The organism is Rubrobacter taiwanensis (genome assembly GCF_004337705.1).
GTDB lineage: Bacteria > Actinomycetota > Rubrobacteria > Rubrobacterales > Rubrobacteraceae > Rubrobacter_C > Rubrobacter_C taiwanensis.
In genome coordinates, this window is record NZ_SKBU01000015.1 from 202,497 (window position 1) to 225,617 (window position 23,121).

Genomic DNA, 23,121 nt, shown 5'->3' on the forward strand with positions numbered 1-23,121 from the left:
AAGCCCTCAGACCGCCTCCCCCCGGAGCTCGCCGATGCGCTGCCGCAGGTGCCGCACGGAGGACTCCCCCGGAGCGGCGCGCGAGGAGCGGGACAACCGCTTGGTGAAGGCCAGATCCACGGCCGCGCCGTGCACCCGGCGCGCCCGGGACCAGGTCCCGAGCTCGCCGGTCAGGATGAGCCGCAGGTAGTAGAGGGTGCGGCGGAAGTAGGTCGGCAAGATCCCGTACTCGGCGGCCGTTATGGTGCCCAGGTCCACCTCCTCCCGCAGCTCCTCCCGGATGGTGCGCCGCTCGACCGCCAGCCACACGGTGATGAGGACCACGTAGAGCAGGATCACGACCGCCTGCAACACGTAGGCCAGCGGGCCGAAGAAGAAGGCCGTGAAGTTGAACGCGGCGTGCAGCGCTACGGCTCCGGCCAGCCCCGCGAGCGGCAGAGCCAGCTTCAGGGAGAGGGGCCTCACCCAGGGCACGAGCCCGAACCCGATCCCGATCAGGGAGGTGAACGCGGCGTGGGCGAAGCCTCCGAAGAGGCGCCGGATGACGAAGACCTCCTCGCCAAACTGCAGCAGGTAGAGGTAGTCCTCGGCCAGCGAGAACCCGAATCCCACCGCCGATCCGTAGACTATCCCGTCCATCACGCCCGAGAACTGCAGCCTCCCGCGCCGGCGGGCGAACAGGTAAGAGACGGCGAACACGATCAGGAGCGCCAGCCCCTTAGCACACTCCTCGATCACGGGCGCTGCGACCACCGTGGTCAGGAAGTCCACCCCCTCGGCCCCGACTACCACGCTGACCGCAACGGCGAAGATGGCCTCGAAGAAGATCGAGATCACCACGGCCACCGTAAACCCCCAGACGAAGACCGGGATTATATACCGCAGCGGCTCCCGCTCGTAGAGATCTATCGCCCGGATGAAGAGCAGGTAGATGATAGCCTGGACGAGGGCTATCCCGGCGAGCGTCATGGCGACCTGGTCTCAGCGGCCAGCATGGACCCGCATTATACCCGCACTTGTTAAAATAGCCCCGTCGTTTCCGAGATCGAAAGCAGGGAGGCCGTGTCCAACGACGTAGCGGATCTCAGCACCATATCCAGCGCCCTCTCGCGCCTGCTGCACGGCGTCTACGTCCTCAGCACGCGCCGGGGCCGCCAGCTCTCGGCGATGACGGCCGCCTGGGTGATGCAGGCCTCCGAGCACCCACCGGCCGTGGCGGTCGCCGTAAACCGGGACAACTACACGCACGACGCGATCCTGGAGAGCGAGACCTTCGCCCTGAGCATCCTGCGCGAAGACCAGGTGAACGTCGCTGCGCACTTCGGGACCACGAGCAGCGAGTACGACGAGAAGTTCGCCGGCATCCCCTACCAGCGGACGCCCAACGGCTCCCCGGTGCTGCTGGACTGCCTCGCCTACCTGGACTGCCGCCTGCGGAACACCGCACACATAGGGAGCTACACCGTCTTCGTCGGCGAAGTCACCGCGGCCGAGATCATGGACGAGACGGGATCGCCCCTGATCTACGAGGCCAGCGAGTACGAGTAACGGGAGGTACAGGGTGGGAGAGATAGAGGCGAAGCTGGAGACGCTCGGGCACCGGCTCCCGGCTGTCCCGGAGCCTGCCGGAGCCTACATACCCGCGGTCCGCACCGGTAACCACGTCTATACCTCCGGACAGGTGCCCTTCGAGGACGGCGAGCTGGCATCCTCCGGCAAGGTGGGTGCAGAGGTCTCTCTCGAAGAGGCCCGGGCCGCGGCGCGAACCTGCGTCCTGAACGCTCTGGCCGCGATCCGGGCCGAGCTCGGTTCGCTGGACCGTGTGGCGCGCATAGTGAAGCTGACGGTCTTCGTGGCCTCCGCAGAGGGCTTCAACGATCAGGCCCGGGTGGCCAACGGGGCCTCCGAACTGCTGGGAGAGATCTTCGGCGAGCGGGGAGCGCACGCCCGATCCGCCGTGGGGGTCTTCGAGCTGCCGCTCGGCGCGCCGGTCGAGGTAGAGGTGATAGCCGAGATCGGTTAAGACCTCCTTCAGGTGGCCGGCCGGTTAGTCTCGGCGGGCTTGAGATACCTGTAGGTGTCCTCATGCAGCACGCCGTCGAAGACGACCTCTCCGCCGCGCTCGATCCGCTGGTAGGTCACCCACCGGGTCATGGGATTGCCCTCGGCGTCGGTGCCGTCGAAGACCTTCTCGGAGCGCATCTCCACCTCAAGCCCGGTAGGCCGGCCGTAGATCCTGGAGATGACGTCCCCCGTGCTCTCGTCGACCTGCTGCTTGATGAGTATGTAGCCGTCGGTGGTGTTCTGGAACTTCATGTCCAGCGCCCCGAACCACACGGTGGCATCGAAGCCGGGCCGGATGTAGGGCAGCTCGGCATAGTGGGGGTGGCGCTCGATAACGTCCAGACCGGCGTAGTTGGCCGCCATGTACAGCGTGGACGAGACCTGGCAGAGCCCGCCGCCGTCGGCCGTCTCGACGCGTCCGTCGACGATCACCTTCGCCTCCTCGTAGCTCAACGGCGCCGCCAAGGCGTTGAACGAGAAGACCTCACCCGGGGCCAGCAGCGTGTCGTTGATGGCGTTAGAGGCGATCTGCAGGTTCTTAACCCGGCCCGGGTCGTCGTCGTAGCTCAGGTAGTTGGTCCTGTACTGGCCGATGAGCGTGGTCGGCTTCAGCCGCTCGGCCCGGGCCGTGGTGAGCTCGGGTTCGGCGACGACGACCGGCAGCTCGTAGCGGTGCTGCCCCTGAAAGAGCCCCTCGCTCAGCGCGGTGAAGAAGCGCTCCTCCTGCAGCCTCAGACCGGTCTGACTCGGGATCACCTCCACCGAGTTCCCCACGACCTCGAACTCCGCGTCCCGCGCCGGAACGTTGAGCGTCGCGTACATATCTGCAGCAAGGCTCCTGAAAGCTTCCTGACTGAGGGAGACCTCTATCTCGGAGCCCCGGGGCTGGATCTGGATCGCCTGAGCCACCTGGGCGGGAGCGAAGGTCCACTCCTCATCTTGCTCGCTGGCGCGGAGCACCAGCGGCCGCTGCAGCGCCAGCGAGAGCTCCGCCTCGGCCTCCCGGGCCGCCGATGTGGGAACGGCGGGCCGGAGCACCTCGCCCACGATCTCAACCTCGCCGGAGATCTCATCGACGGCCTGCCGTACGTTGGCCAGCGTGGCCTCCCGGTCCATCCGGTACCCCGACTCGGCGCGCCGTACCTCTACCGTGCCCCCGTCGAGGGAGACGGCGGCGTCGCGCGGCGGGCGGTCGAGCCTCCCGGCCAGCTCCTGCACCGCTGCCTCCGCCGCTGCTTCGTCGTAGGTGACGGCGAGATCCACCCTCACACCGCCCGTGGCGGCTTCGAAGCGGTCGCCGAGCCGCTCCAGGATGGAGCCGCTCCTTCCGACCGAATAGGCCTCGCTCACGGTGCGTCCCACGTCCACCTGAATCCCGAGCCGTTCGGCCGTGAGGGTCACATCATCCCCGGGGCCGCGGAACGTAATCTCATCCAGCCGGCTGGCGCTCCGCTCCCGCACCAGCCGCTCAGCCTCAGAGGGGCTCAGCCCACCCACGTCTATGCTGCCGACGTAGATGCCGCGGTAGATCCTGTCCTGATTGAGCCTGTAGTCCGCCGCGACGGCGACGGCGATCAGGGCGCAGGCGAAGATCAGAAGCCCGACCGCGCCGAAACCCGACCGCCGGCCCTCGCGTCCCTCCCGGCCCCAACCCTCAAGCGACGCCCTCCGGTCGCGCCGCCTCGTGTATCGCGGTGTGCTGCTCCTTCTGCCCATCTCGGAAAATTCACTCCTTGGAGGGGTCGCCATACCCCCCAGCGCGTCGTCCCGCCTCCTGCATTGCAGAAAAGAGAATCTCTCCCGTCCGACAATATAGCAATCCCGCAGCCCGATTCCAACTTCCCGCTCCGGGGCGTTTGAGAGTCCCCTCCTTGCGGTATATATGTGTTGCGTCTTACAAAGCAGCCGGTCATCTGGTACAAAAGAGTCGGGCAAGGGAGAGGCCGGACGCCGGACATCTTACGTGATAGGGTAAGGTCCGGCGCAAGCCGGAAAGTAGCTGGAGGAAGAATGGAAAGGGTAGTCAAGAGAGTGGTGCTCTTTCTGGTGAGGGAGTGTGCCGTATGCGCCCGGGTAGCGCAGTACCTGCGCGAGCGGGGCGTGGAGTTCGAGGAGCGGGACGTGCGCAGCGACCCGCAGGCCCTGGCGGAGCTGCAGCGCAAAACGCACCAGAACCAGGTACCGGTGCTGCGCGTGGACGAGGAGTACGTAGTGGGCTACGATCCCGCGGAGATAGACCGCGCGTTGGAGAGTAAGGCCGGTTAAGAGCGAAAGGAGGCGGATGACGCAACCGGTTCGCAACGGCTCGGAGAAGATAACGCTCTACTCCGGCAACTACTGCCCCTACTGCATCAGGGTCAAACGCGAGCTCGAGCGCCTAGAGCTGGACTATGAAGAGGTCAACGCCGACGAAGACGGCCGCGAGACCGTGATCCGGCTCTCCGGCCAGCGGGCCATCCCGATCCTCACCATCGGGGATGAGGTGCTCGTGGACTCCGGCAACATAATCCGCGAGCTGCGCGCCCGCTACGCCGCTTGAAGTACGCGAGAGGCCCCTGCAGGGGCCTCTCGCCCATTCTCTCTCTACTCTCCCTCCAGCTCTTCCAGCACGTACCGGCCGTAGAAGGCGATCGAATCCTCCGGCCCGGAGTCGAGGAACTGCCGGGCCTGGCCTATGGGGTCGGCCGTGAACCGCTCAAACGCCACCACGTGGCGGTCCCCCCATTCGGGGTCCGAGCTCCACTCACCCGGGGGTTCGGCACGAGTGCGGATCGTCTCTCCCACGTAGCAGCCGAGACAGAGGGGGAGAGCCTCGATCGTCTGGAGGTCCGGCTCTTCCTCCAGCGCCGAGAGGAGGAGCTCCTCCACCAGCGGCAGGCTCTCCGGAGTATAGTCTAGCTCTATACCCCAGTAGCGCCCGGCGGTCTCCCTGAAGGCCTCGGCGCTGGAGCGCGGGTCGTCCGGATTATGGCGGCCCAGGAGCCCGAGCTGGAAGACGGCGGCCGGAGTCCGGCGGGTGAAGAAGCTCACGTCCCGGGGCACGGGGTGCGCGCTCAGCACCTGCATCTCGGCCTCCGAGAAGTCCGACTCCCGGAGGATGGACGCCGCCCGGATGGTCTGTTCACGGGTCTCCTCGTCCCACTCTCCGGTCACGACCTCGATCATGACGTCGCCGTCCTCCCGGCGCATGTGAATCGGGAAGACGAAGCTGCCGTGCGGGGAGTCCACGTCCTTGAAGAGCTCGACGATCTCCTCTCCGCGCTCCTCCAGCTCACCGGCGACGCGGAGTATGGTGGCCGGGCGCGGTGCACCGGGTTCTATGCGAATCCCCTCCGCAATCCCGGCGGCATCTGCGTCCTGCAAGGTCTCTCCCTCGGACTCTTCCCGGAACACTCAGCCTCCCTCCTCTTCTCGACCGCTGCGAGAATTCTATCACTCCGGGGCATTTGCCGGAATCGTATCCTCTGCTAACCTGTATCGCATGCCTGATGGAACGGAGATAGTGCTGGTGCGCCACGGCGAGTCCGAGGCGAACGTGGCCGAGATCTGGCAAGGTCACATGGAGTCGCCGCTCTCCGGGCTCGGCCGGCGGCAGGCGGCGAGCGCCGGCAGGGCGCTGCGCTCGTTCCCGGTTGCGGCCATCTACTCCAGTCCGCTGGGGCGCGCCGTGGAGACGGCCGAGATCATCGCCCGCGAGACCGGGTACGCGGGAGAGATAGTGAAGCTCCCCGGCCTAATAGAGCGCCACGGCGGCATCCTCCAGGGGCATCACTGGCCGGACTACGCCGCCGCGAACCCGGAGCTGGCCGAGCGCTTCCTCTCGGCCCCGGACAGCGAGCGCTGGGCTCTGGTGGGCGCGGAGGACACCCCCTCGGTCCTGCGCCGCGCCCGCGGCGCGATAGAGGAGATCCTGCGCCGCCACGACGCCGGAGAGGTGGTCGTCGTCACTACCCACGGCGGGCTGCTTAAGGCCTTCCTCTCCGATACGTTCGGGCGGGAGATCTTCGAGAACGGCGAGCCCCGGGTGCCCAACACCTCCATCACCCGTATCCTCTACAACGCCTCGGGGCCGAAGCTGCTGGAGCTGGCCTCCACCGGCCACCTGGAGCGGGTGACCACGCAGCCGACCGATTGAGCGGGGCTCACCCGTCCCCCCGGGGAACCATGCGGATGAGATCCTCTCCGTAGCGGGGCTTGGCGTAGGCCTCGGCGGCCCGGATATATGCCTGCGTGTAGCGCGGGCTGGCGACGATGTAGACCGGCCGGCCGCTCTCGACGTCGCGCGGCATGTAGCGCCGCTGGGTGTCCAGGTCCAGCCACCTGAGCGTTACGTCGGGCCTCTCGCCCTCCACGTTCTTCAGATAGGCCGCCGGTATGACGGGCAGCTTGCCGTAGACGACGGCATCCGGCGGCAGCTCCGCCAGCAATGCCTCGGCCTTCCGCCGGTAGGTGTACTCGTCGCTCTGGTCGACCTCCTCGTAGTTGGCGGCGAACAGGAGCCCGGCGAAGAGCAGCGGGGCCAGCACGACCGCGGCGTGGGGCATCCCCGGGGGCACGCGTTCGGCCAGCCGGCTCACCGCCACCGCCAGCCCGAGAGCGAGTATGGCATAGGTCGGGATGTAGTAGACGGCGATGTCGTCTATGCGGTAGTTGAGCGCGTAGAGGAGCTGGAGGGTGTAGGCTAGGACCAGATAACCTCCTACCACCCGGTCGCGCAGCAGCACCGACCGCATACCGAGCACCCCGCCCGCCAGCAGCAGAGCGGCGAGCAGGAGACCCAGCGGGCGGGAGGCGGCCTGCAGGGAGAGCTCCTGTAGGTAGCCGCCGAAGCTTGCGAGCGTCTCCAGCGGCGGGCGTCCCATCTGGTCGTGGAAACGGGCCCCGGTGATGAGCCGCCACACCTCCTCCCAGTTCCGGACCGGATCTCCGTAGTTGTGCCAGGCCCCGGCGAACCCCCGGATGGGGATGTACAGATAGACCGAGAAGCCCAGCAGGCTCAGAGCCCCGGCCCCCAGAAAGCGCCGCCGGCTCATCTCCTCCATCCGGCCGCAGAGCGCGAGCACGAGCATCAGCGGGGCCAGCAGGGCCATGCTGGCGTTGTTCCCGAGCGAGAGGCCGTACAGGAGCGCCGCGGCGAACAGGAAGCCGGATCTCCGCCTGCGCCGCCAGAGCAGCAGCAGATACGTAACCCCCAGCAGGAAGGCGGCGTTCATGGTGTACACCTCGGCGAAGGTGGCCTCGCTCCAGTAGGTGGCCGAGAAGCCCAGCACCAGGGCGGCCCCGGCGGCGGGCCAGGCCTTGCTCCCGAGCTCGCGCGCCACGAGATAGAAGAGGGCCACCGCCACCCCGCCGAAGACGGCCGCCATCAGGTTTACGCGGTATGCCACGTCCCCGACCGGGATGAGGGTGAAGAGCTTGCCGGTGAGGATGAACGTCGGGTACCCGGTCGGATGCCCCGTACCCAAAAGCGGCGCGGCGATCTGGAACCGCCCCGCATCATGCGACATGACGGTCGGGGCGAGGGTGTTCAGGTAGGCCAGGAAGGCCACCAGCCCCGCCCCGAGGGCCGGGGCGGTGTCAGCCCTCGAAGAGCCGGACTTTGCGCGCAAAGAGCCCCCGGTCATTCCTGGAGATCTCGTACTCGACTATCCGGTTGGCCTGAAGCTCTGCGGTATCCCCCTCGACCTCGGACTGATGCACGAAGAGATCCTCCCCGCTGGAGCGCACCAGAAAGCCGTAGCCCTTCTCCCGGTCGAACCACTTGACCCGCCCCCGCTCCCTCAGCGGGATGCCCGGAAGCTTCCCCTCCTCGCCGGCCTCGGCCCCGCCGTTGGTCTCGCCCTCCTCTCCGGCCGGCTCCAGCACGATGGAGTCCCGGGCGACCTTCACCACCACCGAGCTGACCGTCGCCCAGTGCTCCTTCCAGATGGGATCGTCGGCCACCGAGGGGTCGAACCACATACCCCACCCCTCCTGCTCCCCGTGATCGAGCACACCCTCAAAGACGCTGGTGGCCTCGCGGGCGGCCGGTTCCCGCCGGTAGATGTTGTTGCGGGAGCGGAAGGACTGCACGGAAGAGGCGCTCGTCCCCAGAGCGTCGGCGATCCACTCGTCGCTCCGGCCCTCGTCCACCCACTGCCGGATCTTGTCTATGTGAGGTTTGAGCGCTATGCGCCGCTTCGCCTGTGCCACGGTCTTAAACTCCTTCTCCGCGATGTATCCGGAACTCTACCTGCGGCCCGCAAGGCCCGTTCATGCGGGCCGCCCGATCAGGATGCCGACAATTTAAACGCGTAGAGTACCTTGCGTCCCTACTCCTCTGTAAACAAGCACCTAGCTTATCCTACCATCTTGTCTGGCTCGTGATTATATGATATGGCTCCGGAGGTCTCCACTCTCCTCCGGCCGGGTCACCCCCTTCTTTCAGGACCGCTCTGCTGTCTTCCCTGCTTCGGGTGGCTCTGGGAAATCGGTCCGGCCTTCGCGCGCGATCTCCTCCAGCAGCTCGGCCACAACGGGGGCGGGCAGGTCCATCCCGAGCGCCAGCCTCTCGGCGGCGGCGAGCAGGGCCTCCTCACCGCCGGAGCCGTCCAGGCCCAGGGCTTCCAGCGCCCGGGCGAGCTCGGGGGTCGGCACGACGGTGTTCCCGCCCGCGATCAGCCGCAGGTACTGCATCAGGCGCAGGTCGAACCCGGCGATGACGCCCACCACGGGTTCGGTGTCGTAGATCCCGCGCCGGATGAAGAGCCGGGTATCGTAACCGTCGGCCCAGCGCCGCAAGACTTCGCGCTCGTCTATGTAGTTGTACTGGGCGACCCGGTGCTGGAACTGCCCCAGCAGCCTGCCGGTGAGCGTCCGGATCTCGGGATCGTCGAAGAACCACTCGTCGCCCTCGACGCTCAGTATCGCGCTCACCCGCGGGATGGAGAGCGGCTCGTCCTCGTCCTCCCACATCTCCCGGAAGCGCCGGACCATCTCCCGCACCTCTTCCACCGGGCGGCCGCTCTTCATTAGGGCCGCTTCGTAGATGATCAGGGCGGCGTGCTCGTGCTCCTGGTTCATCGCGTCCACGCGCCGAGCGGCCCGCTCCAGCCGCCGGTCGTAGTCGGGCAGGTTCTCTATCTTCCAGGCCGCGATCTCAAAGTCCCTGTCCGTCGCCTTCAGATCAACCATTCCAGCCCCCGAGGTTCGTCATATCCGGTCTCAGCATGCAACAGCTCCGTAACAATATACATCATCTCTTCCAGCTCTTGAGCCCGAAGACGCCGGGAGCCACTCTCTCGAACGGCGAGGCGGGGTTGTCGCGGACATCCACGGAGAGGCGGGCGCGCATGGTATTGTGCGGTGTTTCTCCCTCGCTTCTGAGGTACCCGCTCTTCATGGCCAGCTCGACTATATCCGTGTAGTGGAGGGGATGGCCCACCTCCTCCAGCACGACCCGGGCCGCGGCTTTGAAGTCCAGGCTAGATCGCCTCCGGCGCCGATTCCGGATATGCTCCGAGCACGGTCACATACGGGCAGTACTCCTCCAGGCTCTCCAGCGCCCGCTGCACGCGCTCCTCGCTCGGATGCCCCTGCAGATCGGCGAAGAAGACGTAGGTCCAGGCCCGGCGGCGGCTCGGACGGCTCTCGATCCGGGTGAGGTTTATCCCCTCCTCCGCGAAGGCTGAGAGGGCATCCCGCAGCACACCGGGACGGTCCTTGACGGAGAAGACCACGCTCGTCTTGTCCCGGCCTGTGGGCTCCGACCACTGGCGTCCCAGCACGATGAAGCGTGTGGTGTTGGCCCGGGACTCCTGGATGTGCCCGGCCAGCGTGACCAGCCCGTAGGTTTCGGCTGCGAGGTTGCTGCCCACCGCCGCAACCCCCGGCTCCGCGGACGCCCGGCGGGCGGCCTCCGCGGTGGACTCGGCCTCCTCCACCTTCGCGTTCGGCAGGTGCCGCCGCAGCCAGCCCGCCACCTGAGCCAGCGCCATCGGGTGCGAGCAGACGGTGTGTATCCTCTCCAGCGAGAGCTCGCGGGAGATTAGGTTTTGGGATATGGGGAGGTAGATCTCACCGCAGATCTTGAGCGTGCTCGCCATCAGCTCGTCCAGCGTGTGGGTGACGGCCCCCTCCATCGAGTTTTCGACCGGGACGACCCCGTGCTGCGCCTCCCCGCGCTCCACCTTGGTGAAGACCTCCCGCACGCTCGGCAGCGGTTCCAGATCCACGCTGGAGCCGAAGGCCCTCAGCGCGGCCTCGTGTGTGAAGGTGGTCTCCGGCCCCAGGTAGGCGATCTTCAACCTCGCCTCCAGAGAGATGGAGGCGGAGATGATCTCGCGGAAGACGGCCTCCAGACCCCTGCGCGGGAAGTCTCCCTCGCTCAGCCCGGCGACCCGGTCGAAGACGGCCCGTTCGCGCGCCGGGGCGTAGGCCTCAAGCCCCCGCTCGCGTTTGATCTCCCCTATCTTGCGGGCGAGGCGGGCCCGGCGGTCCAGCAGGCGCACGATCTCCGCGTCCACCTCGTCTATGCCGCGGCGCAAATGTTCGACTTCGTCGGGCGTGTTCTCTTTCGTCAGCAAGGCTGCCTCCCGTCTTCTGCGTGAAACGGCCGAAGGGGTCGGGGTTCTGGAGGAGCGTGCCAGAGAGCGTGGTGGAGGGTGGCCCGCCCCTCCTAGGTAAATCGCACGCCCGGGGTTAGACGGGAAGTGGAACGGTACCTGCTCTGTGACTCCGCAGCGCTCATCTGGGGCTTCACTCTACCAGTCCCGGCGGCGGCGTGTCAAAAGCCCGTAAGGAGCAGCACCGCGGCGACCACCGCCGCGAGCCCGAATCGGTAATAGGCGAAGGCCCGCAGGCTGTGCCGGGCGAGGTAGACGAGGAAGTACTTGATCGTGAAGTAACCCACCACGGCCGAGGTGAGGAACCCGACGCCGAAGGTCGGTACGTCCATACCCTCCCGCAGCACCCCGGCCATCTCCAGCGAACCGGCCCCGGTGATGATCGGGACGCTCATCAGAAACGAGAACCGGGCCGCCTCCCGGCGCGTGAGGCCGAGGAAGAGCCCAAGGGTTATCGTGGCCCCCGAGCGCGAGACGCCGGGTATAAGCGCCGCTGCCTGCGCGCACCCGACCCCTACCGCTCCGAGGAAGCTCATCTTGGAGGCCTGCCGGTCCATCCTCCCCACCTTCTCCCCCACGATGAGCAGGATTCCGACGACCACCAGCATGGCCACCACCACCCACGGCGAGCGCGCGGAGCTCGAGAAGAAGTCCTCGAAGAGGAAGCCGATAACGGCGGCCGGGAAGGTGGCCGCGAGGATCAGGTACGCCAGCCGCTGGTCCGGGTCGGAGAAGCTGGGCGCGCGCAGCGAGCGCAGAAACCCGAGCGCCAGGCGCAGCAGCTCGCGCCGGAAGAAAGAGACGACGGCCACGAGCGTCCCCAGGTGCAGTGCCACGTCGAACGAGAGGCCGAACTTCTCCTGGTCCATGCCCAGGAAGTACTGTCCGAGCAGCAGGTGCCCGGAGCTGGAGATGGGCAGAAACTCCGTAAGCCCCTGCACCACGCCCAGCAACACCGCCTGAATCAGCTCAATCAAGGTCTCTCGAGCTCTCCTCTCCGGCCCCCGCTCTCTCCGGGGGGCGTACAATTCACAACATATCTCAACCGGACGGACGGAGGAAGCTTCCATGCGCGAGATAACCGAATCCAAGCTCCCGGGGATCGGCAAGAAGTACGATCTGGAGTGCAGCTCCGGAGAGTCGCTGAGCATCGTGGTCCACAACTCCGGCACGCGCGAGATACACCACTTCGACCCGGAGAACCGGGAGGGACCCAAAGCGGTAACGACCCTCACGGACGCCGAGGCCCGCAAGGTGGGCGCGATCCTCAGCGGCGCATACTTCAAGCCCCGCGTGATCCAGGACGTCGAGCTGGCCGTGGAAGGGCTCCTGATCGAGTGGATCGAACTCCGGCCCGAATCCCGGCTCGCCGGAAAAACCATCGGAGAGCTCCAGATCCGGCAGCGCACCGGTGTCACCATCGTCGCCATCGTGCGCGCCGGCAGGCCGATCATCAACCCGAGGCCGGATGAAACTCTGCGCGCGGGCGACACGCTGGTCGTGATCGGGGACGAGGAGGGCTTCGCGCGGTTCCGGCGCTTCGCCTCCGAGAGTTAGCCGGTGCCGGAGACTTTCTTAGAGGTCGGGATCGCGTTCGCCGGGATAGCGCTCGCCTCGCTGGTGGCCGCCCAGCTGCGGTTCCCCTCCATCCCCCTCCTCATCGTGGCCGGCATCCTGCTCGGCCCAGCGGTCATGAGCGCCGTAGACGAGCTGCGGTTGATGCAGGTCTTCGCCGGCTTCGGGATCGTGCTGATCCTCTTCTTCCTGGGACTGGAGTTCTCGGTCGGGGACCTGCTCTCCGGTGCCCGCCGAAAGGTTTTAAACGGCCTGCTGGACTTCGCCATCAACTTCTCCCTGGGACTGGCGGTCGGGCTCCTGCTGCTGGACCTGAGTCCTCTGGGAGCGCTGTTCGTGGCCGGGATCGTGTACATCTCCTCCTCGGGGCTCATAGCGCGTCTGATCTTCGAGCTGCAGCGCGCCGCCCGTGTGGAGACCGGGCTGATACTCTCCATCCTGGTCTTCGAGGATCTGGTCATAGCCGGATATCTGGCCGTGCTCTCATCCGTCTCCGGCGGCACCGAGGAAGCCGCCTCTTTCTTGCAGCCGGCTCTGGCGCTGGGAATCGTGGCCGCCACGATCGGGACGGCCCGCTTCATCTCCCGCGGCGCGCAGCGCCTGCTGGAGCGCATCGTCTCCGACGAGCTGTTCGTCGTGGCGATCTTCGCCGCGCTCGTTCTGGTGGCCGGGCTGGCGGAGATGGTTCACATCTCAAGCGCGATCGGAGCGCTGCTCCTGGGCCTGATCCTGGCCGAGACCGGCCACGTGGAGCGCATTGAGCAGCGCCTGAGACCCGTCCACGATATCTTCGCCGGCGTCTTCTTCCTCCACTTCGGCCTCACCATCCGGCTGGAGAACATCCAGGCGGTACTCGCCGCCGCCGCGGTTGCGGCCATAATCTCCATCCTGGGCAAGACGGCCACCGGCCTGCTGGCGGGCAGAATAGCCGGCCTCTCCTTCCCGGCCTCGCTGACCGCCGGCCTCACGCTCATCCCGCGTGGCGAGTTCAGCATCGTTCTGGCAGCCCTGGCGGTGAGCGCGGGGCTCAGCCCGCTCATAGGGTCTTTCACGGCCGTCTACATCCTGATCCTGGCCGTGGCGGGCTCGCTGCTGGCGCGGGAATCGCTCCGCATCGCAGCCTGGGTGGAGAGCCTGCGGCGGCCGAAGGGGAATACTACGAGCGGCTGATTCGCTCCAGCTCCGCCCGGTCCCGCAGCCTCAGCCGCCCGCCCTCCATGTCCACGATGCCGCGGTTCCGTAGCTCGTTGAGCACCTTGGTCACCGACTCCCGGGTAGAGGCCACCATAGCCGCGATGTCCTGGTGGGTGAGCCGGAGGTCTATCATCACCTCCCCATCCTCAACCGCGCCGAACTTCTCGGCCAGTAGCGGCAGCAAGCTCGCCAGGCGAACCTCGGTCTCCCGCGGCAGCAGGCACCTGACCAGCTCCTCGTACTGCACGAGCCGCAGCTCGGAGAGGGTGAGCAGCTTCAGCGCCACCTCCGGCTCGCGCCGGATGGCCCTCTCCACGAATACCTTCGGGACCTTGATCACCTTGCAGGCCGTCACGGCCTCGGCGTAGGCCCGCTGAACGGCCTCCCCGGTGAAGGCCAGATGCCCGAAGATGTCCCACTCCCGCAGCATCCGCAACGTCGCTTCCTTGCTGCCGGAGTAGGTCTTGAAGAGCTTCACGATGCCGGATTCTACGATGTAGAGGGCGTCGCCGTATTCCCCCTCGCGGTAGATCACGTCACCGGGAGCATACGCGCGGTCGGCCGTGACGATGCCCATGCCGCGCAGGATCCGCAGAAGCTCCCGGCACTCCTGCTCCTGAAGCTTTATATGTTCGGCCGGCGGGAACGAAGTCTTCATCTCCTCGGGGCTCGGTTTCTCTCTCGGATACACAGCAGAGGGCGAACGGCCCCGCCCGAGATTATTGTACCCCATCCTCGTGTCCTATCCGGCCCGGCACATTGTCCGGGAGAGCGAACACCTGTAGAGTAGTGGCCTGCGGTAGAATGTACCGGGAGTAGTAGACCGGAAGGGCGGTCCTCAATGAGAGAGCGTATAGCCTACGTGATACTGGTCGGAGTGATGTTCCTGCTCTTCGCCCTGACGTTCGCCATACTCGGCCGGGGCGAGTACGAACCGCCGGGCGGCGAGCACGGCGCGGTGGTCTCCTACGAAGTGGCGGTCAGCGGCGCTGCCGGCCACCCCCCTTCTCTCCCGGCTCACGCCTGACCTCTACCGCATAGGTGGTCATCTGCGGGTGGCCGGTGAGAAGGTGTGCACCGCTCCGGCCGTGAGCCCGCCGGAAGGATTCGCTCTCAACCCACTTCTCGAACGCCTCTCTGCTCTCCCACCAGGTTATGACCACCACCTCGCGCTCATCCTCAGAGCGCATGACCTCCATCGAGACGAAGCCGGGAAAGTCCTGTACCGCCCCCCGGCTGGTGGCGAACATGTCCACCAGCTCTCCCGCAGCCCCCTCCCGGACCGGAAGCCGGTTCATGACCGCTATCATCTTCCCTCCCTTATAGAGCGCCGCCTAGCGGGCGATCATGATGCCACTGCCGCCCACACGCTTGGCCAGCCGCATCGCCCGCGTCACCTCGTAGAGCAGCTGGTTGACGTCCCGGCCGTGCACCGGATACTCGGCTATCCCCGCGTGCACGTTTAACTCCCAGGGCTTCTCCCGCTCGGGCAGCGACGCGATGTTCTCGAGCACCTCCTCCGCCACCCCGTAGGCTTGCTCGCTGTCCATGCCGGGCAGGATGACACAGATCTCATCGTCCCCGAAGCGCGCACAAAGAGCCCCTTCCGGCGCGCTTTTGCGCACCGTCTCCGCCAAGAGTACCAGAGCCGCCCGGGCCTGACCCACCCCGGCGAGCGCCACGGTCTCCGAGAAGCGGTCCAGATCGAAGACGGCCAGCGAGAGCCGCCGGTGCTCCCGCATCGCCCGCGGTAGCAGCTTGCGGTTGAGGCTGTCCCGATCCGGCAACCCAGTGATGAGATCGGTGGCCCGGGCCTGCCCCAGCTCGTCCTCGAACGCCGCCAGCTGAATGGCGTTGAAGGCCTCAGCCCCCGCCCCTATGGCCCAGTCCATGGCCGCCATGGTCTTGCCGAAGAACCGCGCCACCTCCTCCCCGCTCCGGCCACCGAGCTCCAGTTCCCGCCCGACCACCTCCCAGACGGCCCGGCGCAACAGCATGTAGTCGCTGACGACCTGCACCGCGTCCCGGCCGAGCTCCCCCTGATGCCGGGCGACCCGCTCCACCAGCGCCCGCGTGCGCCCTTCCCGGCTGAAGGTCTCCACCGTCTCAGGACTGCGCAGAAACTCCACGAAGACGTCCAGAAGCTCCCCGAAGTACCCCCGCAGCCTCCCCTCGGGCGGCCCCGCCCAGCCCGTGGCCGAAACCGTCTCCCGCAGCTTGGCCTCCCAGAGATCCAGGATCTCCTCCCGCCTCCGCGTGATGATCTCTGCAGCCTCGGAGTTTAAAGCCATGCCCCCAGTATAACGGTTATTCTCCGCACCCGAGTTCCCGAAAAATCCGCCCGCCGGGCAACTTTCCGGCCGCCGGCTGCGTATAGAAGAGTGAGAGGCAATCGCCAGAGAGCAGGCTGTTTTGAAATGAGGGCCGGAAGGGTAAAATTAGTAGTAGTTCTTAAAACTGATTTCAGAACCGCATATCCGGGTTCAGATTCGGAAGGGACCTGTAGATGAAGAGGGATATAGACCGAGCGATTGAGCAGGGCAGGGTAGATCGGGAGAACGAGGCGCCGGAGCTTCTGGCCAGCTATCTGGCGCACATCGGTCAGGGGGAGCTCCTGACGCACCGGGAGGAGATAGAGCTCTCCAACCGGGCCAAGCGAGGCGACGAGCAGGCCCGCAAGAGGCTTATCGAGAAGAATCTGCGGCTGGTCGTCTCGGTGGCCAAGAAGTACCGTGGCTACGGGTTGCCGTTCGAGGATCTCATCCAGGAGGGCAACATCGGCCTGATGAAGGCGGTTGAGAAGTTCGATCCGGAGAGGGGATTCCGCTTCTCCACGTATGCCACCTGGTGGATAAGGCAGGCGGTGCAGCGGGCCGTGGCCGACAAGGGCCGCACCATAAGGGTCCCGGTGCACATGACGGAGAAGATCCGCAAGATGGGCCGCTCCTACAACGAGCTCTCGGTGGAGCTGGAGCGGGAGCCGACCGAAGAGGAGCTCGCCGAGCGGCTGGGCTGGAGCGTGGATGACGTGCGGCTCACGATGAGCGCCACGCCGGACGCCACGAGCCTCGACCAGCCGGTGAGCACGGATGAGTCCGCCTCTGAACTCGGAGACTTCATCGAGGACGAGAAGGTCTCCGACACGCCGGACACCGTAATGCGGGAGATGGAGACCACCCAGCTCCGGGACGCCATCAAGCGCCTCCCCGAGCGGGCGAAGTACGTACTGATCCGGCGCTACGGTCTCGACGACCGCGAGCCCGCCACGCTCGCCGAGCTGGGTGAGGAGCTGAACATCTCGCGCGAGCGGGTGCGTCAGCTCCAGCGGGAGGCGGAGCGCATCCTGAAGGCCGGGGAGTACGGCCGGACCTTTCGCGATGCGGTAGCGTAGAGCGCCTCGCGGGACGGTCCGGCCACCTCCGCGAAGATCTAGTAACCTTACCGGCCATGAGCCTCGATCGCGCAGCCGGAGCATCCGCGGCGGGCTTCATCCTGCTCTCCGTGGCCGTCGCCGCCGGGATTCCGGAGCGCTTCGACCTCTGGGCTCTGCACGCCGTCCAGAGCGCGGGCACCGGGGTTTTGGATTGGCTCGGCTGGTTCTTCTCGGTGCTCGGGAGCATAGAGGTGACGGGAGCCCTGCTCGCCGGCGTCCTGGCCGCTCTCTGGCTGCGGAACCGCCGGACGCTCGCGGTCCGCGGGCTCGCGGCGTTCGCGGTCGTGAGCCTCGTGGGGATCGTGTGCAAGCTCCTCCTGCCGTACATGCAGCTGCCGGAGGATGCCGCACGCGTCCCGGCGAGCTCGGGCCTCCTCAGCCTCCCCTTCCCCTACCCGTATCCGAGCGGGCACATGGCGCGGGCCGTGCTCGTTCTGGGGCTCATCGCCGCGCTCGGCGGAGGCCGGACGATGAGGCTGGCCGTGGCGCTGCTTCTGGCGGGCATGGCGCTCACCCGCGTGTATCTCGGCGTACACTGGGCAACGGATGTCGCGGGCGGGCTCCTGCTGGGACTCGCCGGGCTGCTCTGGGCGTTATCCGGGAGAGGAGGCAAGACTTGGAGATAACGGTGGTGGGTTCGGGCACGGTCCTGCCGGAGCTGGAGCGCCGGCAATCTTGCGTGGTGGTCGAGACCGCTTCCGAGACGCTGGTCTTCGACCTCGGCTCCGGAGCGGTGCGCGGGATGCTGCGGGCGGGCATAGACCCGTTCTCGGTGGACAGGATCTTCTTCACCCACTTCCACCCAGATCACACGGTCGACGTCGTTCCCCTGCTCTTCGCCATCAAGTACGCTGCACGGGAGCCGCGCGACAGGAAGCTGGTTATCAGCGGACCGGAGCCCTTCCACAGGTTCTGGGCGGCGCTCACCAACGTCTGGGGCGAATGGATGGTGGGAGACTACCCCATGCCGACCGTTCAGCTCCCTCTCGCGTGCCGGGTGCCGGTAGAGACGCCGGACTGCCAAATCTTCTGGGCCAAGACCGAGCACCGCCCGGAGAGCATCGGGTACCGTCTGGAGGCCGCCGGGAAGACCTTCGTGTACACCGGAGACACCGCCTACGGAGAGTCCGTCGTCGCGCTGGCCCGCAACGCAGATACGCTGCTCATAGAGTGCGGAGCCCCGGCCGGAGGGGAGGTCCCGGGACACCTCACCCCCGAAGGCGTCGCACGAATAGCGTCCGAGTCCGGAGCCCGCCGCGTGGTCATCACACACTTTCCGGCCTTCCTGCAGACCGACCTCGCCGCGGAGGTACGCGCGGCAGGCTACGAGGGAGAGATCCTCACGGCCGAAGACGGCACGAAGTTCAGCCCGTAGCCCGGTGCGGGTAGACCTTCCGGTCCTCCAGCTCCAGGAAGTATCTCCACTCCCGCAGATCGCCGAGCAGGCGCGATATCCCGCGCGCGATCCTCAGGCTCGCCAACAGCCCGCCGGTGACCAGCCCAGAGAGCAGCAGCGCCGCCGTCCAGCCGCCCAGGAACCCGAACAGCACCCCCAGCAGCCCGAGCCCGAACACGAGCCCGGTGACCGAGATAACGGCAGCAAGCAGCCAGCGCAGCATTCGCAACGCCCGCCGGTAGGGAAGGTCGTTCGGCACCCCCTCCAGGATCCGGTCCGGGAAATCCTCCGGGATAAACCCTCCCTCACGTACCACGAACGGCAACCGGCCCCGGTTGTCCCGCCACCAAACCCAGCGCACCAGTACGACAGGGTTGAGCCCTAAGACTATGCCCGCCAGACACCTCTCGCATACCTCCCCCCCGTGCCGCAGACGGCCGATGCCCCGGCTCGCGGCCAGAACCTCCGCGGCATCCACCTCCACCCCCGTTATCTCCCCGGTCTCGGCTATCTTGACCTTGACCGCCTCCCGAACCTCGCGGCGGTGCGTCGAGACGGGATAGCGCACGGCGCGCGAACCACACCGGGGGCAGACCCGCGGCGTGGCCGCGAGAGCGACGAACCTGTCCCGAACGGCCATACCGCCCAGAATATATCATCTATTTCTTAGAGGTCCCCCCGTTCCGCACAGCGGGCGCACCGCCCGTAGAGCATGAGCTCGTGCCAGTCGGTCACGAACCCGGTCTCCCGCTCCACCTGCAGCGCCAGATACTCAACCAGCTCCTCGTTGAACTCGATCACGGTCCCACAGCTCCGGCAGCGGGCGTGGTGATGAGGCTTCTCGGTCATCAGCTCGTAACGGGCGTAGCCGTCGCCGAAGTCCTCCTTGCGCACGACCCCCAGCTCGTGCAGAAGATCCAGCGTACGGTAGACGGTGGAGAGCCCCATCTCCGGATGCTCCTCCTTGACCCGGTCGTAGATCTCCTCCGCCGAGAGATGCCGGGCCTCCTCCAGCTCGCGCGCGATGATGCGCCGCTGGTTGGTCATCCGGTAGCCCCGGCTCTTGAGTATCCGCTCGAAATCGCCTAGCGTCATCGGGATAAGTGTATCCGCGCCTCGTCTCAAGATCAAGAATTGCTCTCGATAGCGGGCTTTCAGGGCCTCCGACGTCCTCCCAGGAAGACGCCCTTGCGGCCGCCGGGCCACCAGTTCCAGTCGCCCAGGATACGCATGGTCGCCGGGACGAGCAGCACCCGGATGATGGTGGCGTCCACGAAGACGGCGACTGCCAGCCCCAGTCCGACGGCCTTAGTTAGGATGATGCCGGTAAAGGCGAACGCACCGGTCACCACGACGATGATCGCGGCCGCGGAGGTGATGATCCCGGCCGTGGCCGAGAGTCCTTTGGCGACGCTCTCGGTGTTGCTCTCGCCGTACTCGTACGCTTCCCGGATGCGGGAGAGCAGGAAGACCTCGTAATCCATCGAGACGCCGAAGACCGTGCAGAACATGAGTATGGGCACCGTGGCGTCTACGAACCCCAGGGGCGTGAAGTCCAGGAGACCCGAGAGATGACCGTCCTGAAAGACCCAGACCATCGCGCCGAAGCTGGCGGTGAGGCTGAGCATGTTCACGATGACGGCCTTGATCGGGAGGAAGAACGAGCGGAAGGTCACGGCCAGCACGGCGTAGGTTACGCCGAGCACGAAGGCCACGGCGTAGGGGGCCATGCCGTAGAGCTCGGAGATGAAATCCTTCTGCCCGGCCGAGAGCCCTCCGACGAGGATGCTCATCCCCTCCGGCGGCTCTATTGCGCGCACCCGCTCTACGATCGCGCGCGCCTCTTCGGTGTAGGGGTTCTCCTCCTGCACGGCCCGCACCAGCGTGAGGTCTCCGGCCACCAGAGAATCCAGCGCCGCCTGTAGCTCTTCCGACTGGCGTGCCTCCGGGCTCCTCAGGAAGTTCGCCACGCCCTCCGGCGAGATCTCCCCCTCCGCGGAGACGCCTTCCGGCAGGTCCGGCAGTTCGGCCTCCAGCTCCCGCTGCACCCGAAGCTCCACCTCCGCTCGCACCCGTTCCTCGGCCCCCGGCGGCACGGTCCCGAGCTGTGCGAGCTGCTGCCGGGTGAGATCGTCCACCCTCTCCGCCGCCGCGGCCCCGGCCCGCGCCCGGGCCTCCCCGACCCGTTCGGCGTAAGCGCGAGCGGCCTCCTCCCCCACGGTGTAGACGCTCTCCACTTCGCCCACGCCGGGGGTGGTGGCGATCTCGTCCGTCAGGGTCCGCAGGTGCCGCAGATTCTCCGCACTCAGGGGATCTCCCGAGGTGTTCACCAGGATCTGCATCGGGTTCAAAGCCGGGTAGTTGAAATCCTCCTTGAGGATGTCATCCCCGATACGCGACTCGTACTCGGCCGGCAGGACGCTCGCCTCCGGCACCCCGATCCTCATGTGCGTCACCGGCCAGAGGAGCGCCAGCAGCACCGCCACAACCGTCAGGATAATGACGACCGGCCGCCGCATCACCAGCCGTGCGCTCCGGCGCCAGAAGGGGCCGCCGCCCGTGCGCTGGCGCATGACGGAGAGCCGGTTCACCCGGTCTCCCATCACACCGAGGGCGGCCGGGAGCAGCGTGAGGGCGGCCGAAACCGCGACGAAGACGACGAAAACGCCCCCGACCCCGATCGAGCGGATGAACATGAACGGGAAGAAGAGCAGCCCGCTGAGCCCGATCAGCACCGTCAGGCCAGAGAAGAAGATGGCTCTTCCCGCCGTGGCCACGGAGCGCGGTACCGCCTCGGAGACGGGATGGATCTCCAGTTCCTCCCGGAACCGGCTCACGAAGAAGAGAGCGTAGTCTATCCCCAACGCCAGACCGAGCATCGTGGCGATGGTCAGGACGAAGATGGACATGTCGTAGACGCCGGAGACGAAGTACAGGATGGCCAGCGTGGTCGCCACGCTGACGAGACCCATCATGATCGGGACCCCGGCCGCGACCACCGATCCGAAGGCGATAAGCAGGATCAGGAGCGCGAACGGTGCGGCGTACTTCTCCGCCTGCCGGATGTCCTCGTTGGTGGCCTCCTCGATGTCCAGATAGACCGCGGGCGGGCCGGTCACGTAGGTCTCCAGCTCACCGGCGCCGACCTTCTCCCGTACCCTGTCCACGAGCCCCTGCGTCTCGTCCAGCGAGACCCGGAAGCCGACCACCGCGTAGCTCTTCCGGCCATCCTCGGAGATGAAGTTGGGGTCCTGCGTATCCCGGTAGGTGGTCACGCTCCGGACCTCCGGCATCTCGCGCAGAGCCTCCAGTATCCGGTCCTCCTCCCGCTGGAACTCCTCGCTTGTGGCCGGAAGTTCGTCGCTCGTGAAGACCACGGTGAGCGCCGCCGGGGAGATGCCGAACTCTTCGACCATCATCTCTTGCACCCGTTCGGCCTCGGAATCCGCCCCTTCGAAGCCCCCACCCCGGAGCTGTCCGGAGAGCTGCGGCGCGAAGAACGCCGCCACGACCAGCGCGCAGGCCCAGACGGCTATCACGAGCCGGCGGTGGCGGTAGTCGAAGCTGCCGAGCCTGTAGAAGAGGTTCCGCATCCGCAGCGTATCTTACCCCCGCGCAGCCCTCCGCGAAGCGTGCGAGATTACACCGCGCCTCCTACGCAGCGGCCGGCACCTTCTTCGGGAGCGTGAGCGCGATAGCCAGCCCGACCAGCGGCAGCGCGGCCACGACCAGCATCGTGGAGAAGAGACCGAACCCATCCGCCACAGCCCCGAGCACCGGGGCCCCGAGCCCGCCGAGCCCGATGGAGAACCCGATGGTAAACCCGCTGGCGATGCCGATCCGGCCCGGCAGATACTCCTGTCCCATCACCACCGTCACGCCGAAGGTGGCGATGGTGCACGCTCCGATGAGCGCGAGCAGCACCATCCCGGCGAGCTCGCCGGAGAGGCTCATGCCCAGGATGAGCGGGGGCAGCGCGAGCATCGAGGCGATCACCACCGTCCTGCGCCCGAAGCGGTCGGCGAGCGGCCCTCCGATCATGGTCCCCACCGCCCCGGCGAAGAGCATAACCGAGAGCGCTGCGTTCGCCCGCCCCTCCGAGGCCCCGAAGACCTGCACATAGTAGAGCGGGACGAAGGTCACCAGCCCGAAGTACACCAGCGAGCGGGCGGTTATGAGGGCGATAAGACGCGCGAATGGCCCCCAGTAGGCCGGGAGCCGGTCCCGGCCGTCCCGCTCCCCGCCCGCCGGACGCCCAGAACGCGGCCGGAAGCCCGCGAGCCTCGGTATCGAGAGCGCCAGAAGCGCGCTCATCACCGCCGCCGGCAGAATCAGGAAGAGCGTCCCCGGCAGCCCGAAGATCAGTACCAGCGGGGTCGTGATCACCGGCCCGAGCGCGAAGCCGACGTTGCCGCCCACGGAGAAGAGGCTCATGCCCGTAGCCCGGCGCGATCCGGAGACGTAGTTGGCGAAGCGCGACCCCTCCGGGTGGAAGGCGGCCACCCCGATGCCGCTCAACACGACGCAGAGGAAGATGAGCGGGTAGCTCGGAGCTACCCCCACGAGGGCTATCCCGGCACCGGCCAGCAGCAGCCCCCCAGGCATGAGCGCCGGCAGCGACCGCCGATCCGAGAAGTGCCCGAAGACGGGCTGCACGATCGAGGAGCTCACCGTGGCGGCCAGTATGAGCCCGGCAACGGCCGTGTAGGAGAGCCCCCTCTCCACGACCAGAAACGGGAGCAGGGCGGCCACGGCTCCCTGGTTCACGTCCGTGAACAGATGTCCCCCGGAGAGCGCGGCCATCGACCGCGCATCCACCTCTTTCCAGAATCTCACGTCTAAAACCTCTCAGCTCT

At 66.9% G+C, this 23,121-nt stretch carries 27 protein-coding genes; 11 read left to right on the top strand and 16 right to left on the bottom strand.

The window, feature by feature from the left end; all coding sequences use genetic code 11:
• Positions 1 to 6 precede the first annotated feature (6 nt).
• Positions 7 to 969, bottom strand: coding sequence for a PrsW family intramembrane metalloprotease (locus E0L93_RS08675; protein WP_132690966.1), 963 nt, complete (start codon positions 967 to 969; stop codon positions 7 to 9).
• Between the two features lie 93 nt (positions 970 to 1,062).
• On the opposite strand from E0L93_RS08675, the gene E0L93_RS08680 reads away from it, so the two are divergent.
• The gene (locus tag E0L93_RS08680) at positions 1,063 to 1,548 is read left to right on the top strand and encodes a flavin reductase family protein (RefSeq protein ID WP_165874256.1); all 486 of its coding nucleotides are present in this window, start codon (positions 1,063 to 1,065) and stop codon (positions 1,546 to 1,548) included.
• Between the two features lie 13 nt (positions 1,549 to 1,561).
• Positions 1,562 to 2,023 carry a RidA family protein gene (locus E0L93_RS08685; protein WP_132690970.1) on the top strand — a complete coding sequence of 154 codons (462 nt, stop codon included), beginning with the start codon at positions 1,562 to 1,564 and terminating at the stop codon, positions 2,021 to 2,023.
• Positions 2,024 to 2,031: 8 nt separating this feature from the next.
• On the opposite strand, the gene E0L93_RS08690 is transcribed toward E0L93_RS08685, so the two are convergent.
• On the bottom strand, positions 2,032 to 3,780 hold the full coding sequence (locus tag E0L93_RS08690; protein WP_165874257.1) for a VanW family protein: 1,749 nt from the start codon (positions 3,778 to 3,780) through the stop codon (positions 2,032 to 2,034).
• 294 nt (positions 3,781 to 4,074) lie between these two features.
• Between E0L93_RS08690 and E0L93_RS08695 the strand changes: the two genes are divergently transcribed.
• Entirely contained in the window at positions 4,075 to 4,329 is a 255-nt protein-coding gene (locus E0L93_RS08695) for a glutaredoxin family protein (RefSeq protein WP_132690974.1), read from the top strand.
• A gap of 16 nt (positions 4,330 to 4,345) precedes the next feature.
• Positions 4,346 to 4,603, top strand: a complete 258-nt coding sequence (locus E0L93_RS08700; RefSeq protein ID WP_132690976.1) for a glutaredoxin family protein — start codon at positions 4,346 to 4,348, stop codon at positions 4,601 to 4,603.
• Positions 4,604 to 4,647: 44 nt separating this feature from the next.
• Here the strand turns inward: E0L93_RS08700 and E0L93_RS08705 are convergent, their stop codons facing one another.
• On the bottom strand, positions 4,648 to 5,457 hold the full coding sequence (locus E0L93_RS08705; RefSeq protein ID WP_165874258.1) for a hypothetical protein: 810 nt from the start codon (positions 5,455 to 5,457) through the stop codon (positions 4,648 to 4,650).
• An 88-nt stretch (positions 5,458 to 5,545) separates the two neighbouring features.
• Between E0L93_RS08705 and E0L93_RS08710 the strand changes: the two genes are divergently transcribed.
• Entirely contained in the window at positions 5,546 to 6,199 is a 654-nt protein-coding gene (locus E0L93_RS08710; protein ID WP_165874259.1) for a histidine phosphatase family protein, read from the top strand.
• Positions 6,200 to 6,206: 7 nt separating this feature from the next.
• On the opposite strand, the gene E0L93_RS08715 is transcribed toward E0L93_RS08710, so the two are convergent.
• From E0L93_RS08715 to uppP, 6 genes are all read right to left on the bottom strand, one after another.
• Positions 6,207 to 7,673, bottom strand: coding sequence for a glycosyltransferase family 117 protein (locus tag E0L93_RS08715; RefSeq protein WP_165874260.1), 1,467 nt, complete (start codon positions 7,671 to 7,673; stop codon positions 6,207 to 6,209).
• Entirely contained in the window at positions 7,642 to 8,256 is a 615-nt protein-coding gene (locus tag E0L93_RS16075) for a cold shock domain-containing protein (protein WP_207890387.1), read from the bottom strand. The genes E0L93_RS08715 and E0L93_RS16075 overlap by 32 nt, the downstream gene beginning before the upstream one ends.
• Positions 8,257 to 8,487: 231 nt before the next feature.
• Positions 8,488 to 9,237, bottom strand: a complete 750-nt coding sequence (locus E0L93_RS08725; protein ID WP_132690984.1) for a hypothetical protein — start codon at positions 9,235 to 9,237, stop codon at positions 8,488 to 8,490.
• A gap of 61 nt (positions 9,238 to 9,298) precedes the next feature.
• Positions 9,299 to 9,556 carry a winged helix-turn-helix domain-containing protein gene (locus E0L93_RS08730; protein ID WP_132690986.1) on the bottom strand — a complete coding sequence of 86 codons (258 nt, stop codon included), beginning with the start codon at positions 9,554 to 9,556 and terminating at the stop codon, positions 9,299 to 9,301.
• Positions 9,528 to 10,628 carry a prephenate dehydratase gene (pheA, locus tag E0L93_RS08735; protein ID WP_132690988.1) on the bottom strand — a complete coding sequence of 367 codons (1,101 nt, stop codon included), beginning with the start codon at positions 10,626 to 10,628 and terminating at the stop codon, positions 9,528 to 9,530. Before pheA ends, E0L93_RS08730 begins: the two co-directional genes overlap by 29 nt.
• Positions 10,629 to 10,828: 200 nt before the next feature.
• Positions 10,829 to 11,644, bottom strand: coding sequence for an undecaprenyl-diphosphatase UppP (gene uppP / locus E0L93_RS15805; RefSeq protein WP_165874262.1), 816 nt, complete (start codon positions 11,642 to 11,644; stop codon positions 10,829 to 10,831).
• Between the two features lie 91 nt (positions 11,645 to 11,735).
• Between uppP and E0L93_RS15810 the strand changes: the two genes are divergently transcribed.
• Together E0L93_RS15810 and E0L93_RS08745 are read left to right on the top strand one after the other, a co-directional pair.
• Positions 11,736 to 12,224, top strand: coding sequence for a cation:proton antiporter regulatory subunit (locus E0L93_RS15810; protein ID WP_165874263.1), 489 nt, complete (start codon positions 11,736 to 11,738; stop codon positions 12,222 to 12,224).
• Positions 12,225 to 12,227: 3 nt separating this feature from the next.
• A complete protein-coding gene (locus E0L93_RS08745; protein WP_132690992.1) occupies positions 12,228 to 13,412 on the top strand; it encodes a cation:proton antiporter in 1,185 nt (394 codons plus the stop codon).
• On the opposite strand, the gene E0L93_RS08750 is transcribed toward E0L93_RS08745, so the two are convergent.
• Complete coding sequence (locus E0L93_RS08750; RefSeq protein WP_165874264.1) at positions 13,399 to 14,094, bottom strand: Crp/Fnr family transcriptional regulator; 696 nt, start codon at positions 14,092 to 14,094, stop codon at positions 13,399 to 13,401. The two genes, E0L93_RS08745 and E0L93_RS08750, sit on opposite strands and share 14 nt — an antisense overlap.
• A gap of 183 nt (positions 14,095 to 14,277) precedes the next feature.
• Between E0L93_RS08750 and E0L93_RS08755 the strand changes: the two genes are divergently transcribed.
• Positions 14,278 to 14,463 (top strand): hypothetical protein, encoded by a 186-nt coding sequence (locus E0L93_RS08755; protein ID WP_132690996.1) that lies wholly within the window; start codon positions 14,278 to 14,280, stop codon positions 14,461 to 14,463.
• On the opposite strand, the gene E0L93_RS08760 is transcribed toward E0L93_RS08755, so the two are convergent.
• On the bottom strand, positions 14,417 to 14,746 hold the full coding sequence (locus E0L93_RS08760; protein WP_132690998.1) for an antibiotic biosynthesis monooxygenase family protein: 330 nt from the start codon (positions 14,744 to 14,746) through the stop codon (positions 14,417 to 14,419). The genes E0L93_RS08755 and E0L93_RS08760 overlap by 47 nt on opposite strands.
• Positions 14,747 to 14,770: 24 nt before the next feature.
• Positions 14,771 to 15,727 (bottom strand): diguanylate cyclase domain-containing protein, encoded by a 957-nt coding sequence (locus tag E0L93_RS08765; protein WP_132691000.1) that lies wholly within the window; start codon positions 15,725 to 15,727, stop codon positions 14,771 to 14,773.
• A gap of 215 nt (positions 15,728 to 15,942) precedes the next feature.
• Here E0L93_RS08765 and E0L93_RS08770 point away from each other — a divergent pair, with 215 nt between their 5' ends.
• From E0L93_RS08770 to E0L93_RS08780, 3 genes are read left to right on the top strand one after another with little or no spacing between them, the layout of a single operon-like run.
• The gene (locus tag E0L93_RS08770) at positions 15,943 to 16,827 is read left to right on the top strand and encodes a sigma-70 family RNA polymerase sigma factor (protein WP_132691002.1); all 885 of its coding nucleotides are present in this window, start codon (positions 15,943 to 15,945) and stop codon (positions 16,825 to 16,827) included.
• A 56-nt stretch (positions 16,828 to 16,883) separates the two neighbouring features.
• Positions 16,884 to 17,495 carry a phosphatase PAP2 family protein gene (locus tag E0L93_RS08775; RefSeq protein WP_132691004.1) on the top strand — a complete coding sequence of 204 codons (612 nt, stop codon included), beginning with the start codon at positions 16,884 to 16,886 and terminating at the stop codon, positions 17,493 to 17,495.
• The gene (locus tag E0L93_RS08780) at positions 17,486 to 18,244 is read left to right on the top strand and encodes an MBL fold metallo-hydrolase (RefSeq protein ID WP_165874265.1); all 759 of its coding nucleotides are present in this window, start codon (positions 17,486 to 17,488) and stop codon (positions 18,242 to 18,244) included. The genes E0L93_RS08775 and E0L93_RS08780 overlap by 10 nt, the downstream gene beginning before the upstream one ends.
• On the opposite strand, the gene E0L93_RS08785 is transcribed toward E0L93_RS08780, so the two are convergent.
• The 4 genes from E0L93_RS08785 to E0L93_RS08800 all read right to left on the bottom strand — a co-directional run bounded on the left by E0L93_RS08785 (position 18,234) and on the right by E0L93_RS08800 (position 23,101).
• Entirely contained in the window at positions 18,234 to 18,905 is a 672-nt protein-coding gene (locus E0L93_RS08785; protein ID WP_132691008.1) for a hypothetical protein, read from the bottom strand. The two genes, E0L93_RS08780 and E0L93_RS08785, sit on opposite strands and share 11 nt — an antisense overlap.
• Positions 18,906 to 18,931: 26 nt before the next feature.
• The gene (locus tag E0L93_RS08790; RefSeq protein WP_132691010.1) at positions 18,932 to 19,360 is read right to left on the bottom strand and encodes a Fur family transcriptional regulator; all 429 of its coding nucleotides are present in this window, start codon (positions 19,358 to 19,360) and stop codon (positions 18,932 to 18,934) included.
• Between the two features lie 59 nt (positions 19,361 to 19,419).
• Positions 19,420 to 21,858 (bottom strand): MMPL family transporter, encoded by a 2,439-nt coding sequence (locus E0L93_RS08795; RefSeq protein WP_132691012.1) that lies wholly within the window; start codon positions 21,856 to 21,858, stop codon positions 19,420 to 19,422.
• 61 nt (positions 21,859 to 21,919) lie between these two features.
• Positions 21,920 to 23,101 (bottom strand): MFS transporter, encoded by a 1,182-nt coding sequence (locus E0L93_RS08800; RefSeq protein ID WP_132691014.1) that lies wholly within the window; start codon positions 23,099 to 23,101, stop codon positions 21,920 to 21,922.
• Positions 23,102 to 23,121: the final 20 nt, after the last annotated feature.